The following is a 14,712-nucleotide window of genomic DNA, read 5'->3' as shown; positions in this document are numbered from 1 at the left end:
TCTAAGGGGGCAAAGCCCCCTGTTTTTTATGCTTAAGGGTGGAGCAATGTGACTTTTTTGTTCTGTTTTCAAGGTGCAGATTGTTTAATCTGATTTTTTATGCAGATTAAAACCTGTTTTTAGTTTAATTTAATTTGATTTTTTGAGGATGGAATAATGTGCTACGGAACACTTATGACATGGTTGTTAAAATCATTGTTTCTGCATCCATTCTCTGGTTTCTTTGAGCCTGAATGAGTTACCGTTCATATTCACTATGTAAGCTTTGTGAGTTAGTCTGTCAATCATTGCAGCTGTCATGACAGGGTCCTTAAATATCTCTCCCCACCTTTCAAATGATAAATTAGTAGTTATAATTGTTGATTTTCTCCCGGCTCTTAATGATAGATTGGTAAACAGCAGTTCAGATCCTTCCTTATCAAAGGAAATGTAACCTAGTTCATCTGCTATAACCAAATCATATTTCTCAAACCTATTTTCAAAGGCCCGCAAGCTTTTCTCTGAACGGCTCTCTTTAAGCTGGTTTATCAGTATAGGCACTGCCGTAAAAAGCACCTTATAGCCTTTAAGACAAGCTTTTATGCCCAATCCTATCGCAAGATGGGTTTTACCTGTACCGGGATTCCCTGCGAGTATCACGTTTTGACCGGTAGATATAAATTCAAGAGAACTTAGCGTCTTAAGCTTTTTTTGGGCATCCTCTGGTAAATCCTCAACCTTTAAATCTTCAATATATTTTTTATACGGGAAACCGGCAAGCCTTATCCTGTTCTGCTTTGCATGTTCTTGCCTTAGATCATGCTCCCTCTCTAATAGCCGTAATAAATACTCTTCATAGCTTACATCTCTTGTACTTGATTCTTTTGCCTCCTCTCCGAAGTATTTCCTTATGGCTGGAAGTCTTAAAAATGTTGCATACCTTTCTATATCCTTATACATTTCCTTCTTACCTTTTATACTCATATAATTACTGTCTCCTTCGTAAATTCTTCAGAAGAAGTGGGTATCAGATATTTAAATTTTTCAAGCATTTCCTCAGCTTTTGCAGTTATTTCACAGACTTTGGCATTATATTCTGCGCTGCTTCCTGTTAAGGTTACATCCTGTGAGCGGTTGCAAATTGCCTTTATCTTTTCGGTCGTTACATCAAGAGGGCTTATCTTTTCTAAAGCTGAAATTGCTTCTTCAACTTCTTCTATGCTTTTTTGTGAAATTAATTCCAGCAACTCTATGAATTGCCTCTCCCTTTTGATATAATACCTACTGTAGATTTGTTGAAGCCTGGGATCTGCCTGATGCATTGCTGTGCTGCTGGCTAGAGCTCCCGGCTTTCTCTTTAATGTGTTCACATAATGCTCTATCTTGATATCCCACTCGTTAAACCCATATCTCCTGTTATGTTCTGCTATTTTGACCCCTTCATAAAAACATAGGATTTTGTTTGAATATACCTTGGTAAATATTTTTTTACCTACGTACATGTCAGGGACAGAATAATGACATGTATCAATAATTATAGTGGAATACTTATCAACACGGGGCTCTACAATCCTTGCAGCATCATACATAGGCATTTTGGGTAATAACCCCTCACGTTCTTCTTCCAATATTTCAAAAGCAGTCTTATTATCGTTAAGCTTTTGTTTCCTGTTATTCAATTGGTCACATACTTTTTCAAGATATTCATTTGCTTCTTCTATTGAACTGAAATGATCCTTAAATGCGAATGCTTTCCTGCGGATGTACTCCACACTCCGCTCCACATGCCCTTTCTCATTTCCGGAACGTATGTTGCAGAACCTGAATTTAAAGCCATAGTATATGGACAGCTTTAGTAATGCCTCAGTAGGCTCCTTCTCATGTGTCCCAACAAATTTTTTTACTGCAACCCTTGTGTTGTCATAAACCATTGTCCTGTAAACCCCGGATATCTTATCAAAAAACAATGCATGAGATTCTTGAAAACATGCCGTATCCTGCTTTGTAAATAATCTTGCATATCTAAAATTACCCTTTGCACTTGTAAAAGTAGACAACTGCAAAACTTTATGCTCATTATCTATGTATAATTTTACTTCCCCCCAATCAAATTCACATACATCTCCTGGATCATATTCAGCTTTTATATAGGCCTCAGCTCCTTTGCTCAATAGATTATTTACTGTATTTACAACAGTGGGATAGCTAATATCATAACCTTCAGCAATCAATGCTTCATATATGTCTGTCTTCTTCTTTTGCTGTTTGGACTGACCGATACTCCTTTTGTATTCATTCTCCTTAAGATAAAAGTAGATTTTCGGAAACTCAGTTTCCTTCATTCTTAAGCCCTCTCACAGGGGCTATTATTTTTTTACCTCCACTTGTCTCTGTTGCAAAAATAGCTGATATTTATAGATATCACGAGATATTATGAGTATACTTGTGATTGATGCGAATATCTGCTTATATTCATACTTGACTTTTTCGGATCGCCCCCATAATTGAAGTGGATGGTGTTTTTTACCATTACTTCTAATAAATGAGAGTGATCTTTTATGCTTATTAAATGCTCTTCTCATGTTGAGTTTAAAAGGTTTTTACAGCAGAGGATTCCTGTATTGTGGGCTTTGGAGGAAGATAGGCTTAGATCTTTCTCCAGGTCTTTGACTAAGGTCTGGTTTTTGAATCTGGATCCTGCTGTTCCTTTGTTGTCTCGCTGTTTTTCTTCTATGGGCCGGCCTGTTTTGTATGATCCTGTGTGTATTTTAAGGTCTTTGGTGTTGATGTTGGATCTTGGATACCATAGTGTTACTAAATGGGTTCAAGCTCTTCGTTCTGATGATATTCTGGCTGTTTTGTCCGGCTTTGAGCCTCATAAAACGCCAGGTGTGGGAACGTTTTATGATTTTTTTGATAGGCTATGGCTTGAGGATAGGAAGACCAGGATTGAAAGAAGGTTTAAGTTAAGGTCTCCTATTAAAAAGCCGAAAAAGAAGCTCAAAGCAGGTGACAAGCTGCCTGTTAAACATCCGGGGGTTGTAGGTAAGTTGTGTAAAAGGGTTAAGAGTGGTAGAATACCTTTCCCCCTGCGGGCTGAAAGGTTAATTCAGGAGATCTTTGCCCGCTGTTTTGTGGATGTTTCTGTCCATATGGGCCTGATCCCGGATCCTTTGGATCTTGTTTTGTCGGGTGATGGTTCTTCTTTGAGGACGGGATCCAGCCCATATGGTGTTAAGGTTTGTGATTGTAGGAAAAATGGTATTTTTAATTGTGATTGTAAGCGCCGTTTTTCTGATCCTGAGGCTTCTTGGGGCTGGGACAGTTACCGTAATGAGTACTATTATGGTTATTCTCCTTATGTTTTAACGGCAGCAGCAAGTGTGTGTGATTTGCCGATGTATATCAGGCTTGTTCAGGCTCGCCGTCATGATTCTGTAACGGGTGTTGTTTCTTTGGCTGAGTTTAAGGAGCTTTATCGGTATTTGAAGGTAAATAAGTTTTTGGCAGATTCTGCTCATGATGCTTATCCTTTTTATGAGCTTTGTGAGTTTTTGGATATTGAGCCTTTTATCGATCTTAATTCTAAGGGTAAGGGCAATTTTAAGAATTTGCCTTCTGTCAGTGTTAATGAGTTCGGTATTCCTATTTGCCCCAAAGGATATGCCATGTATTTTTGTGGTTTTAATAAAAGCCGCAGTCGTTTGAAGTGGCGATGTCCTTTGAAAGCCGGCAGCAGACGTTTGAGAAAGAATATTTCCTGTGATTGCCCTTGTTCTGATTCCCCTTATGGGCGGACGGTTTATACTAAGCCTCAGGATGATTTAAGGATTTTTACTAAGACTCCCAGGGATTCTAATGCTTGGCGTAAGGTTTATGCTATGCGGTCTTCTTCGGAACGCTCGTTTAAACGGATTAAGAATGATTATGAAATTGAGCGCTGTAGGGTAAGAAGCCGCAAGAATTGGTATTTCTTTATTCATTTTGCTGCTATGAATTGTCATCTTGATGCTTGGGTTGCTAAGGCTGAACATGAGCATTTTGATATTTGGCATGAGGTTTTGGGAAAAGCTTTGGCAGCTTAGAATTTAGAATCCCATAAGTTAAATATGTTCCATAATTTGCCTTTTAAAATGGTTTTTTTAAAGGGTTAGTTTGTTATTGTCTTTTTTGAGGTTTATTTTAGTAAGTATTGCTGTTTACTTGTTTTTTGTTCTTCACTTCCTTCTTTTGGTAAAAGGTTGTGTTTTATTGGTTTTTTTGTTGGGTTTGTTAGTTTTTTACAGGGAATTATTAACTGTTTCCGAAATTACTCTAAAATTCTATTTTTTCTATGATTTCATCAGTTAGCTTCCTCTTGGATCTGTTTTTAGAATCATATGTAGGCTTTTCGACTATACTGTCAGTCAATTCTCTTATATCATCAATAGTACCGGCATCTAGAAGTTTTTGCCTGCTTGCCTCATATTCCGCAATATACTTTCTTACAGTCTTTACGTTAACACCCAACTCCCTTGCTATAGCCTTTTTTGCTTTATTTTCCAAATATGCTGCTATGATAATTTGTTGCTTCTGGCTCAACTTAATCAATTCCTCTTGCCCCCTCTTATGCATGTTTTACATAAGAGAGTTTACCTGTCATGGGGGGATTTTTCAATTATAACCGGGGTCCATTTTTAGATTAGCATAAACATAAATATATTCTATCCCGAAAATAAATACCAGTAAAAAAGACAAAAAACCAGAACCACCTAAACCCAGATAAAGTAGTTTTTTAAAACTCTCTCCGGGTTTATGTTAAAAGATATTTAATATTCTTGTTATGCTACACTTTCCACGGTAACCTTTAACCCTAGTGCTTCTAATTTTTTGATAGATTGTTTTATAATCGTTTCTTTTTTACGTTCTTCGTAATAGTTAGCACCCAGTTCAATGTAAGTTTGCTTTCGTTTTAAGATATAATAAACGATTGTTAGAATACTATGTGCAACGGCGACAAGCAGCTTTATTGGCTCCTCTATGTGCGGCAATGCGGTGGTATTGGGCCGATAAATAGGTATCTTTTGTGCGAGCAGCAGAAGGGAATTGGTTCATGTCTGTTCCGATTTCTGCCAGAATATGTTCAGCAGTGCGCCTTCCTATTCCTGGTATTGTATCTATAAGCTCCAGGTCTTCTTCAAAAGGGAGCATTCTCTTTTTGATTTCTTCATCTAATAAGGCGATTTGTTCATCAAGAAAATCAATATGACATAGTTGGGTTTTCAACATCATTTTTTGGTGCGGTCCTATGAGTCCCTTTAATGCTTGCTTAAGTTCCTCTTTTTTGTCTTTTAATTTTCTTTGAGCAAGTTGAGCCAGTATGTTAGGATCTTCGGTTCCATCAATCAACGCTTCTATCATTGTACGGCCAGATTTACCAAGTACATCTGTAACGACAGAAGATAGCTTAATATTTGCTCCTTCCAATACCTTTTGTATCCGGTTGACTTCCCATGTTCGTTCTTCAATAAGACTTCGACGATAACGAATTAACTCCCGTAATTCGCGCTGTTCTCTTGATGGAATATAACTTCCTTGTAATAAGCCTAGTTGTAATAGCCCTGCAATCCACTCTGTGTCTTTTACGTCTGTTTTTCGGCCCGGCACATTTTTAATATGCTTTGCATTTACCACCATAGGATGAAGTTCTTCGAGTTCAAGAATGTTATAGATGGGTTTCCAATAAGAGCCGGTACTTTCCATGGCAACATAGGTGCAACCTTTACTTTTAATCCAATCTACCATGGCTAATAAATCATCGGTCATCGTGGAAAAAGTACAAATCTCTTTTTCTTCAGGTGTAATAACACATGCGACGACGTTCTTTTTATGAACGTCTAGGCCACAACACCGTGGATAGATTACCTCCATAATGAACCATCCTTTAACGGCTGTTTAAATTTGAAGGGCTGGTGCAACAACCTCAACTGATTATTCTATCCCGCGTGCTTCCAATACGGAGCAACAATCTGTGGTGCACCTGGTCGTTGGGGATCAGTCTAAACCTCGGGCCCAAAGCACCAAGTAATAACGACCTGCTTTAACCAGCCGTTAAAGAGATTATAAACAATTTAAAGGATATTTTCATTATCTGATGGTGATGCATTTTGCATCATGAATGTCTAAACCCTCATTTACTCTATTACTCCAATGATCAGGCTCATTAGAAACTCGAATCAGAGCAGGAGGTGAATCTGGTTCTTCAGGATAGGGTGAATGGAAATGATAAATCCAATCACCTGTAGGACCTAACCAGAATTCACAGATTTTTCCTTCATATGTCACTTGTTGTAGCAGCCCCATATATCTTAAATGGTAATATTGGGTTATTGTGTATATTTGTATATTTAAGAATTGTTTCAACTCTATAGTTCTGATTCATCCAACTCTTAATGAAAGGGCCATCTATATATAAACCAGCTAGATTATTACATCGTTTACAAACGTTATGTTTATGCTAATCTAAAAATGGACCCCGGTTATAATTGAAAAATCCCCCCATGACAGGTAAACTCTCTTATGTAAAACATGCATAAGAGGGGGCAAGAGGAGTTGATTAAGTTGAGCCAGAAGCAACAAATTATCATAGCAGCATATTTGGAAAATAAAGCAAAAAAGGCTATAGCAAGGGAGTTGGGTGTTAACGTAAAGACTGTAAGAAAGTATATTGCGGAATATGAGGCAAGCAGGCAAAAACTTCTAGATGCCGGTACTATTGATGATATAAGAGAATTGACTGACAGTATAGTCGAAAAGCCTACATATGATTCTAAAAACAGATCCAAGAGGAAGCTAACTGATGAAATCATAGAAAAAATAGAATTTTATCTTAAGGAGAATGAATACAAAAGGAGTATCGGTCAGTCCAAACAGCAAAAGAAGAAGACAGACATATATGAAGCATTGATTGCTGAAGGTTATGATATTAGCTATCCCACTGTTGTAAATACAGTAAATAATCTATTGAGCAAAGGAGCTGAGGCCTATATAAAAGCTGAATATGATCCAGGAGATGTATGTGAATTTGATTGGGGGGAAGTAAAATTATACATAGATAATGAGCATAAAGTTTTGCAGTTGTCTACTTTTACAAGTGCAAAGGGTAATTTTAGATATGCAAGATTATTTACAAAGCAGGATACGGCATGTTTTCAAGAATCTCATGCATTGTTTTTTGATAAGATATCCGGGGTTTACAGGACAATGGTTTATGACAACACAAGGGTTGCAGTAAAAAAATTTGTTGGGACACATGAGAAGGAGCCTACTGAGGCATTACTAAAGCTGTCCATATACTATGGCTTTAAATTCAGGTTCTGCAACATACGTTCCGGAAATGAGAAAGGGCATGTGGAGCGGAGTGTGGAGTACATCCGCAGGAAAGCATTCGCATTTAAGGATCATTTCAGTTCAATAGAAGAAGCAAATGAATATCTTGAAAAAGTATGTGACCAATTGAATAACAGGAAACAAAAGCTTAACGATAATAAGACTGCTTTTGAAATATTGGAAGAAGAACGTGAGGGGTTATTACCCAAAATGCCTATGTATGATGCTGCAAGGATTGTAGAGCCCCGTGTTGATAAGTATTCCACTATAATTATTGATACATGTCATTATTCTGTCCCTGACATGTACGTAGGTAAAAAAATATTTACCAAGGTATATTCAAACAAAATCCTATGTTTTTATGAAGGGGTCAAAATAGCAGAACATAACAGGAGATATGGGTTTAACGAGTGGGATATCAAGATAGAGCATTATGTGAACACATTAAAAAGAAAGCCGGGAGCTCTAGCCAGCAGCACAGCAATGCATCAGGCAGATCCCAGGCTTCAACAAATCTACAGTAGGTATTATATCAAAAGGGAGAGGCAATTCATAGAGTTGCTGGAATTAATTTCACAAAAAAGCATAGAAGAAGTTGAAGAAGCAATTTCAGCTTTAGAAAAGATAAGCCCTCTTGATGTAACGACCGAAAAGATAAAGGCAATTTGCAACCGCTCACAGGATGTAACCTTAACAGGAAGCAGCGCAGAATATAATGCCAAAGTCTGTGAAATAACTGCAAAAGCTGAGGAAATGCTTGAAAAATTTAAATATCTGATACCCACTTCTTCTGAAGAATTTACGAAGGAGACAGTAATTATATGAGTATAAAAGGTAAGAAGGAAATGTATAAGGATATAGAAAGGTATGCAACATTTTTAAGACTTCCAGCCATAAGGAAATACTTCGGAGAGGAGGCAAAAGAATCAAGTACAAGAGATGTAAGCTATGAAGAGTATTTATTACGGCTATTAGAGAGGGAGCATGATCTAAGGCAAGAACATGCAAAGCAGAACAGGATAAGGCTTGCCGGGTTCCCGTATAAAAAATATATTGAAGATTTAAAGGTTGAGGATTTACCAGAGGATGCCCAAAAGAAGCTTAAGACGCTAAGTTCTCTTGAATTTATATCTACCGGTCAAAACGTGATACTCGCAGGGAATCCCGGTACAGGTAAAACCCATCTTGCGATAGGATTGGGCATAAAAGCTTGTCTTAAAGGCTATAAGGTGCTTTTTACGGCAGTGCCTATACTGATAAACCAGCTTAAAGAGAGCCGTTCAGAGAAAAGCTTGCGGGCCTTTGAAAATAGGTTTGAGAAATATGATTTGGTTATAGCAGATGAACTAGGTTACATTTCCTTTGATAAGGAAGGATCTGAACTGCTGTTTACCAATCTATCATTAAGAGCCGGGAGAAAATCAACAATTATAACTACTAATTTATCATTTGAAAGGTGGGGAGAGATATTTAAGGACCCTGTCATGACAGCTGCAATGATTGACAGACTAACTCACAAAGCTTACATAGTGAATATGAACGGTAACTCATTCAGGCTCAAAGAAACCAGAGAATGGATGCAGAAACAATAATTTTAACAACCATGTCATAAGAAGGGGTGGTGAATAGTTTAAGAAGTTTATTTAAGGCTACCTGAAACTCGGGAGAAAAAAGTTTTTTAAGTGCGGTTTAAAATGAGAGGTTCCAGTATGATAGCCTGTTAAGGCGCCAGCCGCCCATCTCCCTCTATGCTCGAACTTCATAGTCATACTTCGAGGGGGTGGGGGCTGGCCCCATCGGCTGGCTAATCATAGAGGGGAGGCTTGTTGTCAACTGGATTCTTGAAAAAGTTTTTTCCCTATGTGAAATGAAAATTCTAATGTTAATTATTTACATTAATGTCATCTTTAAGAGGGGTAAAATTTAATTATAAAAAGGTCCATTTTTCACTTGACAAATACAAACGTTATTTATGGAAAAGGGGTTTATAGGAGTTAAATTACCCCCAATTCCCCGAGGTATAACATGCTCTTGTGTAAATTCTCTTTTTTCCTTTTCATTACCACAATAAAGGCAGATAGACATATCATCATCCTTTGTCAATGTTAGCTAACAGTCCGTGTTCCCGACGTCCACCAGCTCTAAGCCGATGGCCAGGTTCTACTTAACTCATATGTCAGGTTCGGGCGAGCCGGGTTATGCCTGACTAGGGCTGAGGGATGTGGCACGCCCGCCTGTGAAAACTACTACCCGCGCCCTTGCGGGAACACAATGTTAGCCGAAGTAGCCCATAATTTAGCTTCTTCTTCCCTTTTGCTGTTTAACGAACCAGCTTTCAATAAACTTTTCCTCTTTGAATTTATCATATAGTTCATTGACGGAATTGCTTAAATTCATGTAATACTTGCTATTGGAAATTCTTTCTTTGATTTCTTTTACGTGAGATTTCCTAAATTTAAACGACTTATAATTATTGGCTTTATATAAGTCATATATTAGCTTTCCTCGTCTAATTAATCGTTCTCCGTTTGGATCGATTATCTCATATTCTTCCCAAGGCCAAACGCCCCATTCTTTTAAACCTTCCAAAAGAAATCGTTTTATTCTTTCTGGAAACCAATAGCTGTCCTCAGATAAAAACCAAATAATGTAATCGATTATATCATAGACTTTTGGATTTGGTCCCAAAAGTTCTCCTTGTACGAAATGACATGCAATAGTACTGGCATCATAATTTCCAAAATTTTCATGCCTAAAGCAAAGATATATTTCACATTCAGGTATTTTTTTATTTGTTGTTAACCCACTACCAGTTATATCACCTACTAATTCTCTTTGCTTTTGCCTCTGTAATGATTCCTGGTATAAATTCTCAAAAACAGAATCAAACTCTCCACCAAAACCTTTTATAGTTAGTTGCGGTGCATAACAAGCTAAGTAATATGGATACGAAAAACACATTTCACTTAATCCCGGCGATGATCTAATAAACTCTAAAACATCACTAGGGTAAGTAATTTGTGATATTTCCAATTCATCAGCTCTTTGTTGCCATAACATCTGCATTGCAGCCCATGCAACTTCCGCACCCCTACAGCATTCCTTTGAGTTTTTTGGTAAAAGAGGGAATCCCCAGCGATTTAGATGAAAATCTGAACCTAAAAACTCAATTACATCAATCCACCAATCATCTGTAACTACTTGAGGTTCAAATCCCTTGTTTATCAATATATCTCTAGCATAAATTAATGTTGAACCTTCTGGTTTCATTATTTTCATTATCTCTGAAACAACAAAATCAATACCTTTTGAACTTAATATTGCAAATTTATCTGCTAAAGATGGAGAATAAGCAAGAACATCATCAATTGTAATGTTATGCCAAATGGGTATTATGACTTCTTCTTTTTCACGATTAACGCGTTGAACTAAACCATCAAGTTCCCACTGAGTCCATTCTTTATCAAAAAAGGCTTTACTTAATACAACTATCCCAAATCTAGACTTAGACAAACCAAGGTCGATTGATCTTCGTATGCTGTCCCCTGGTTTCAATGAGAATTCATCATACCATACCTCAATATTGTTTTCTTTTAATTTTTTAGCTAAAGGACGCACAAAATCATCTTTATCATCACTTGCATGACTAATAAAAACATCATATAGCATATTTTTACCATCCTTATATTAATTCACTTATAAGGGCTATTTCAACTAACGTCCACATGTTGTCGATGTCGTTTTGACTTAGTAGCCACTGCGGACTTAGTCAAAACGATGTGGTCGCGCCTACTTCATGAACCTTCACCTTCGAAACTGCTTCGTGATTCAACCTATCTCTTCGAGTCAACATCTCCGTACACCACGACCCGTCAGCGGCAACATGTTGTTAGGCTACGTCTTTTATTATTTTAATTTTGACTTAGCTTCAATAATAAAAGCTTGCCACCTTTTATTATTAACTCCATAAATATCCTTGAAATTTTCAATTAAAGAAACAGCGGTAGATACAGGCGCGCTAAGCAATGTATCCACGACGATGCCGACAAATGTCTTCCCAACGGAAATAAAAAAGTTTTTCGGATCCATGTATTTTAAAAAGACTTCTATTTTAGCTTTTTCCAGTTCATTTTCCACTTCAAGCTTTACATCTTTAATTTCAGCTTGAGAAATGTTTTTTGATTATGAAATAATCCATTGTCTAAAATATTTAAGTGTATTAATTTCCTGAACTTCTTCGATGCAAGGATGATACGGTCCATTTGGTTTTATGTAATTGTATATGACATGTCGCCTGACGTCCCCGTGTGCCAAAGTTTCGTAGCCTTAAGGTGTTAGTTCATGGCTACGAGCTCAAAGTGCTTAATGCGGACTCTGGATACATACACTTGGGCCTCGGAATTTTGGCAACATATTGTTAGCAGAAGTAAATACGGAAGATGTAATCTCTATAAAATATGAATGGATTCTCTATTTGAAATCAACTCATATATAAAACCAGACGAAAAACCTAAAGACATAACCACTAAAAAAGCAATAAATATTGTCATACCTTTGATATTACCAAATATGTTATCAAAGAATTTCATAACTTTATATGTTATGCTGTTTTGCCAATTAATAAATACATTAATACTTATAATATATAGGTATATAGCTATTACAATGAGATTAGCTAGTATTATAAATAACGCACCTATAATGTAATAAAAAATTCTACCATAATCACCTAGGCCATTACTTAAGGTCAAATCTTGTCTATACATCATCGCAATCGATATTATGTTAAACAAAGTTACGATTATTGTAACTATAAACCAGTAACGCGATAATCCATCAAGAGAGTTACGAATACTTAATACAATAGCAAAAACTATTGATCCGATAAAAATCATTGTAGATATAACAATAAATATTTGAAGAATTAGTGAATGATATTTGACATATAACCCAACTAATAAGAATGAAACTAATAGCACAATTAATAAATCGTTACTATTCAAACCACTATAATTGTTATTTGGTCTCTCTACATTTTCATTTTGATATATCACTTCAATACATTTTATTTGTTCCTTTATGTATACTATTTGAGTTTGATTCGACCTTTCAAAACTGTTAGTTCTTGAAAAAACCACTCCCAATATTGCACTAAATACTGCGAAGAAAGTGTTCATCAAAATTGTTGTTAGATTAAATACGCTTTCCATATATTACCTCCAAAATGTATTAACTAGAATTTGATGTCTGTTAACATTTTATATTGCCGAAGCCACTGAGAGCCTTAATGTGACCCGGACTTTAGATGCATCTCAGTACAGGCGAACCGGGCGCGACTGCACTTAGGCTGAGAGGTGTGCCGAACTGATCCTATACCATTACCCTCTGAGGCCTTGCGGCAATCTGGTGTTAGACGCCGTTATTTTCTTAATTTAATCGGTTTCCTTCTTAAATTAAGTTCTTTAATTGTATCATTATAATAGCTTCTTAACCACTCATACTTTTGACGTGTATTATTGTCTCTCTCTTTTAAACCATGTAAAATAACTCTCTTAATTGTACTTAAACACTTAAAGTAATACTCATTTAAATCTAGTTCTTGATACTGTTTTAGATAATCTAAGTAGTAAAAGCCGTCCTTATCTTTTCTAACAAGATCTATTAAATACTTATACTCTTCCGATTCTGTATGATGTGATATTCTATTTTTTGATCCTAAAATTATTACTTCCTCCTTGAGTATGACTCGAGGATATATAGCACATTTTGATTCAAGTTCATAGGCCTCTACCATAGCTGGACCAAATATCAAATTACTGTCATGATACAAATCACCAATTGATATCCCACCACGAAAAATAATTCCTCTAAATGCTAATTCCAGTTGTATGTGAATTATATCAAGCAAGGTATAAAAAACAGAACTAGCCCATGAAAAGGGGTATGAGATTACGATAGAATCGGAAAAAACAGTAACTTCTTTTCCAAGTTGCTTTAAGGCAAGAGTTCCACTCTCATTGTCTTTTTGGAAACTCAATATAAAACTAAGGGCATCTTTTAGATGGACAAAATAATCTTTATCCTTCGTGCTTTTCGTGATATGCTCTCTAAAACCCATTATATCAATAAATGCAACTATTCTTTTTGTATATACTGAGTCATCTGACATATCATCACTCCTTATAAATAATGGCGTCTAACATTGTATTTCCGACCCATGTCGTAAATACTCCTGAAACATAAATATACACGACTTCGTGTCGTGAACATCTCCCTAACGCTGATCTGTTTTTTGAACAAAACTATCAAGTGGATTTTGGATCAGACCTAAATTTCTACTACTGACATGAGTATAAATTTCTGTCGTTTTACTACTTTTATGCCCAAGCAGTTCCTGGATATACCTCAAATCCTTTCCTCCTTATAGGAGATGAGTGGCAAATGAATGTCTGAGAGAATGAATCGACAGTTCTTTCTTAATGCCAGCCTTTTCCCGGGCCTTTACAAATATCCTTTGAACGCAGCGTTCAGTTATATGCTTGTCCTCTGTAACTCCGGGAAACAGCCATACTTTTAAATGGTTACTGTGAATATATTTTAAAAATCTATTCATATGGTTAATATAAGCATTTCTTGTTTTTGGGCTATATCCCTTTAGTTTAAGTTCTTGTTCCGTAAGTCTTATTAAATCTTCATCAATCTTTATCGATATATAAATAACTTCTTGAAAAATATACCTGTTTTAATAATTCGATAGTAAATACAAAATTCCTTCATAATTGTGTAAAATTATCAGCATATTTTCCCTTTCCTCAAGGAATGGAAAGGGAAAGATTAAAGCGGTAAGGCACGCCCCAAACATGTACTACTCCTTGGCTGGCTTCTCACACTAATCCGCACCCGAAACGGGAATGCGATGTTATCCGAAGTAACGACCCAAGAATTGTCAAATAAATTTCTGAAAAACTTTTCTCTATTATTAAGAAATGCCCTGGTCAATTGATAATGATCGGTTTCTTCATATTCAACTTGCTTTATTCTATCATTGTCAAAGCTATATATCATAGCATTTGGATATGCCATAAGTATCGGTGAGTGTGTCGCAATAATAAATTGCGCCTTACCCTTATGTATCCATGTATTGGATCCTTCACAATATCAAAACGTTTGATACATTAATCTACTTATATCAATGAGAGTTTTTAAATCTAAAGAAGATAATTTTTTTATCTCTGCTGCTTGCTCTTTGCTGAGATTAGACTTTTGAGCAATAAAAGTAATAACATGAAGCATAGTATAAGATTTTAAAGGTTTGTATAGGAATAAAAGAATTTTACTTCAGCTGTAGTATATATGTTACTCAAT

At 36.3% G+C, this 14,712-nt stretch carries 11 protein-coding genes and 3 pseudogenes; 3 read left to right on the top strand and 11 right to left on the bottom strand.

All coding sequences use genetic code 11. The features are described 5' to 3' along the window. Positions 1-192: 192 nt before the first annotated feature. Together istB (AC6I1H_RS14075) and AC6I1H_RS14070 are read right to left on the bottom strand one after the other, a co-directional pair. Positions 193-963 (bottom strand): IS21-like element helper ATPase IstB, encoded by a 771-nt coding sequence (gene istB, locus AC6I1H_RS14075; protein WP_497738158.1) that lies wholly within the window; start codon positions 961-963, stop codon positions 193-195. Continuing rightward, complete coding sequence (locus tag AC6I1H_RS14070; protein WP_497738162.1) at positions 960-2,321, bottom strand: IS21/IS408/IS1162 family transposase; 1,362 nt, start codon at positions 2,319-2,321, stop codon at positions 960-962. The genes istB (AC6I1H_RS14075) and AC6I1H_RS14070 overlap by 4 nt, the downstream gene beginning before the upstream one ends. A gap of 216 nt (positions 2,322-2,537) precedes the next feature. Between AC6I1H_RS14070 and AC6I1H_RS14065 the strand changes: the two genes are divergently transcribed. Beyond that, the gene (locus tag AC6I1H_RS14065; RefSeq protein ID WP_497738161.1) at positions 2,538-4,064 is read left to right on the top strand and encodes a transposase; all 1,527 of its coding nucleotides are present in this window, start codon (positions 2,538-2,540) and stop codon (positions 4,062-4,064) included. Positions 4,065-4,293: 229 nt separating this feature from the next. Here AC6I1H_RS14065 and AC6I1H_RS14060 read toward each other — a convergent pair whose 3' ends face one another. Together AC6I1H_RS14060 and AC6I1H_RS14055 are read right to left on the bottom strand one after the other, a co-directional pair. After that, the gene (locus AC6I1H_RS14060; RefSeq protein WP_497738160.1) at positions 4,294-4,569 is read right to left on the bottom strand and encodes a hypothetical protein; all 276 of its coding nucleotides are present in this window, start codon (positions 4,567-4,569) and stop codon (positions 4,294-4,296) included. A gap of 230 nt (positions 4,570-4,799) precedes the next feature. After that, positions 4,800-5,889: pseudogene (locus AC6I1H_RS14055) on the bottom strand (IS110 family RNA-guided transposase). A 681-nt stretch (positions 5,890-6,570) separates the two neighbouring features. On the opposite strand from AC6I1H_RS14055, the gene istA reads away from it, so the two are divergent. Then, entirely contained in the window at positions 6,571-8,172 is a 1,602-nt protein-coding gene (istA, locus tag AC6I1H_RS14050; protein WP_497738159.1) for an IS21 family transposase, read from the top strand. Further along, positions 8,169-8,939: an IS21-like element helper ATPase IstB gene (gene istB / locus AC6I1H_RS14045; RefSeq protein WP_497738158.1), complete on the top strand. Its 771-nt coding sequence runs from the start codon at positions 8,169-8,171 to the stop codon at positions 8,937-8,939. Before istA ends, istB (AC6I1H_RS14045) begins: the two co-directional genes overlap by 4 nt. Positions 8,940-9,270: 331 nt before the next feature. On the opposite strand, the gene AC6I1H_RS14040 is transcribed toward istB (AC6I1H_RS14045), so the two are convergent. The 7 genes and pseudogenes from AC6I1H_RS14040 to AC6I1H_RS14010 all read right to left on the bottom strand — a co-directional run. Next, on the bottom strand, positions 9,271-9,432 hold the full coding sequence (locus tag AC6I1H_RS14040; RefSeq protein WP_497738157.1) for an HNH endonuclease: 162 nt from the start codon (positions 9,430-9,432) through the stop codon (positions 9,271-9,273). A gap of 210 nt (positions 9,433-9,642) precedes the next feature. Further along, positions 9,643-11,016, bottom strand: coding sequence for a toll/interleukin-1 receptor domain-containing protein (locus tag AC6I1H_RS14035; RefSeq protein WP_497738156.1), 1,374 nt, complete (start codon positions 11,014-11,016; stop codon positions 9,643-9,645). Between the two features lie 237 nt (positions 11,017-11,253). After that, positions 11,254-11,484, bottom strand: a complete 231-nt coding sequence (locus AC6I1H_RS14030; protein ID WP_497738155.1) for a hypothetical protein — start codon at positions 11,482-11,484, stop codon at positions 11,254-11,256. Between the two features lie 311 nt (positions 11,485-11,795). Next, a complete protein-coding gene (locus AC6I1H_RS14025; protein ID WP_497738154.1) occupies positions 11,796-12,557 on the bottom strand; it encodes a hypothetical protein in 762 nt (253 codons plus the stop codon). Between the two features lie 209 nt (positions 12,558-12,766). Then, positions 12,767-13,516 (bottom strand): hypothetical protein, encoded by a 750-nt coding sequence (locus AC6I1H_RS14020; RefSeq protein WP_497738153.1) that lies wholly within the window; start codon positions 13,514-13,516, stop codon positions 12,767-12,769. A 105-nt stretch (positions 13,517-13,621) separates the two neighbouring features. Then, positions 13,622-13,960: pseudogene (locus AC6I1H_RS14015) on the bottom strand (tyrosine-type recombinase/integrase). 335 nt (positions 13,961-14,295) lie between these two features. After that, positions 14,296-14,472: pseudogene (locus tag AC6I1H_RS14010) on the bottom strand (AAA family ATPase); the annotation flags it as partial. Positions 14,473-14,712: the final 240 nt, after the last annotated feature.

The sequence above is a fragment of the Biomaibacter sp. TOL genome (assembly GCF_059717795.1).
This window is presented reverse-complemented; position numbering and strand designations above follow the sequence as displayed.

Excerpts from the sequence above, each read along its gene's own strand:
- istB (WP_497738158.1), bottom strand. The coding sequence starts at position 963 with ATGAGTATAAAAGGTAAGAAGGAAATGTATAAGGATATAGAAAGGTAT.
- AC6I1H_RS14035 (WP_497738156.1), bottom strand. The coding sequence starts at position 11,016 with ATGCTATATGATGTTTTTATTAGTCATGCAAGTGATGATAAAGATGAT.
- AC6I1H_RS14070 (WP_497738162.1), bottom strand. The coding sequence starts at position 2,321 with ATGAAGGAAACTGAGTTTCCGAAAATCTACTTTTATCTTAAGGAGAAT.
- AC6I1H_RS14020 (WP_497738153.1), bottom strand. The coding sequence starts at position 13,516 with ATGTCAGATGACTCAGTATATACAAAAAGAATAGTTGCATTTATTGAT.
- AC6I1H_RS14040 (WP_497738157.1), bottom strand. The coding sequence starts at position 9,432 with ATGTCTATCTGCCTTTATTGTGGTAATGAAAAGGAAAAAAGAGAATTT.
- AC6I1H_RS14065 (WP_497738161.1), top strand. The coding sequence starts at position 2,538 with ATGCTTATTAAATGCTCTTCTCATGTTGAGTTTAAAAGGTTTTTACAG.
- istB (WP_497738158.1), top strand. The coding sequence starts at position 8,169 with ATGAGTATAAAAGGTAAGAAGGAAATGTATAAGGATATAGAAAGGTAT.
- AC6I1H_RS14025 (WP_497738154.1), bottom strand. The coding sequence starts at position 12,557 with ATGGAAAGCGTATTTAATCTAACAACAATTTTGATGAACACTTTCTTC.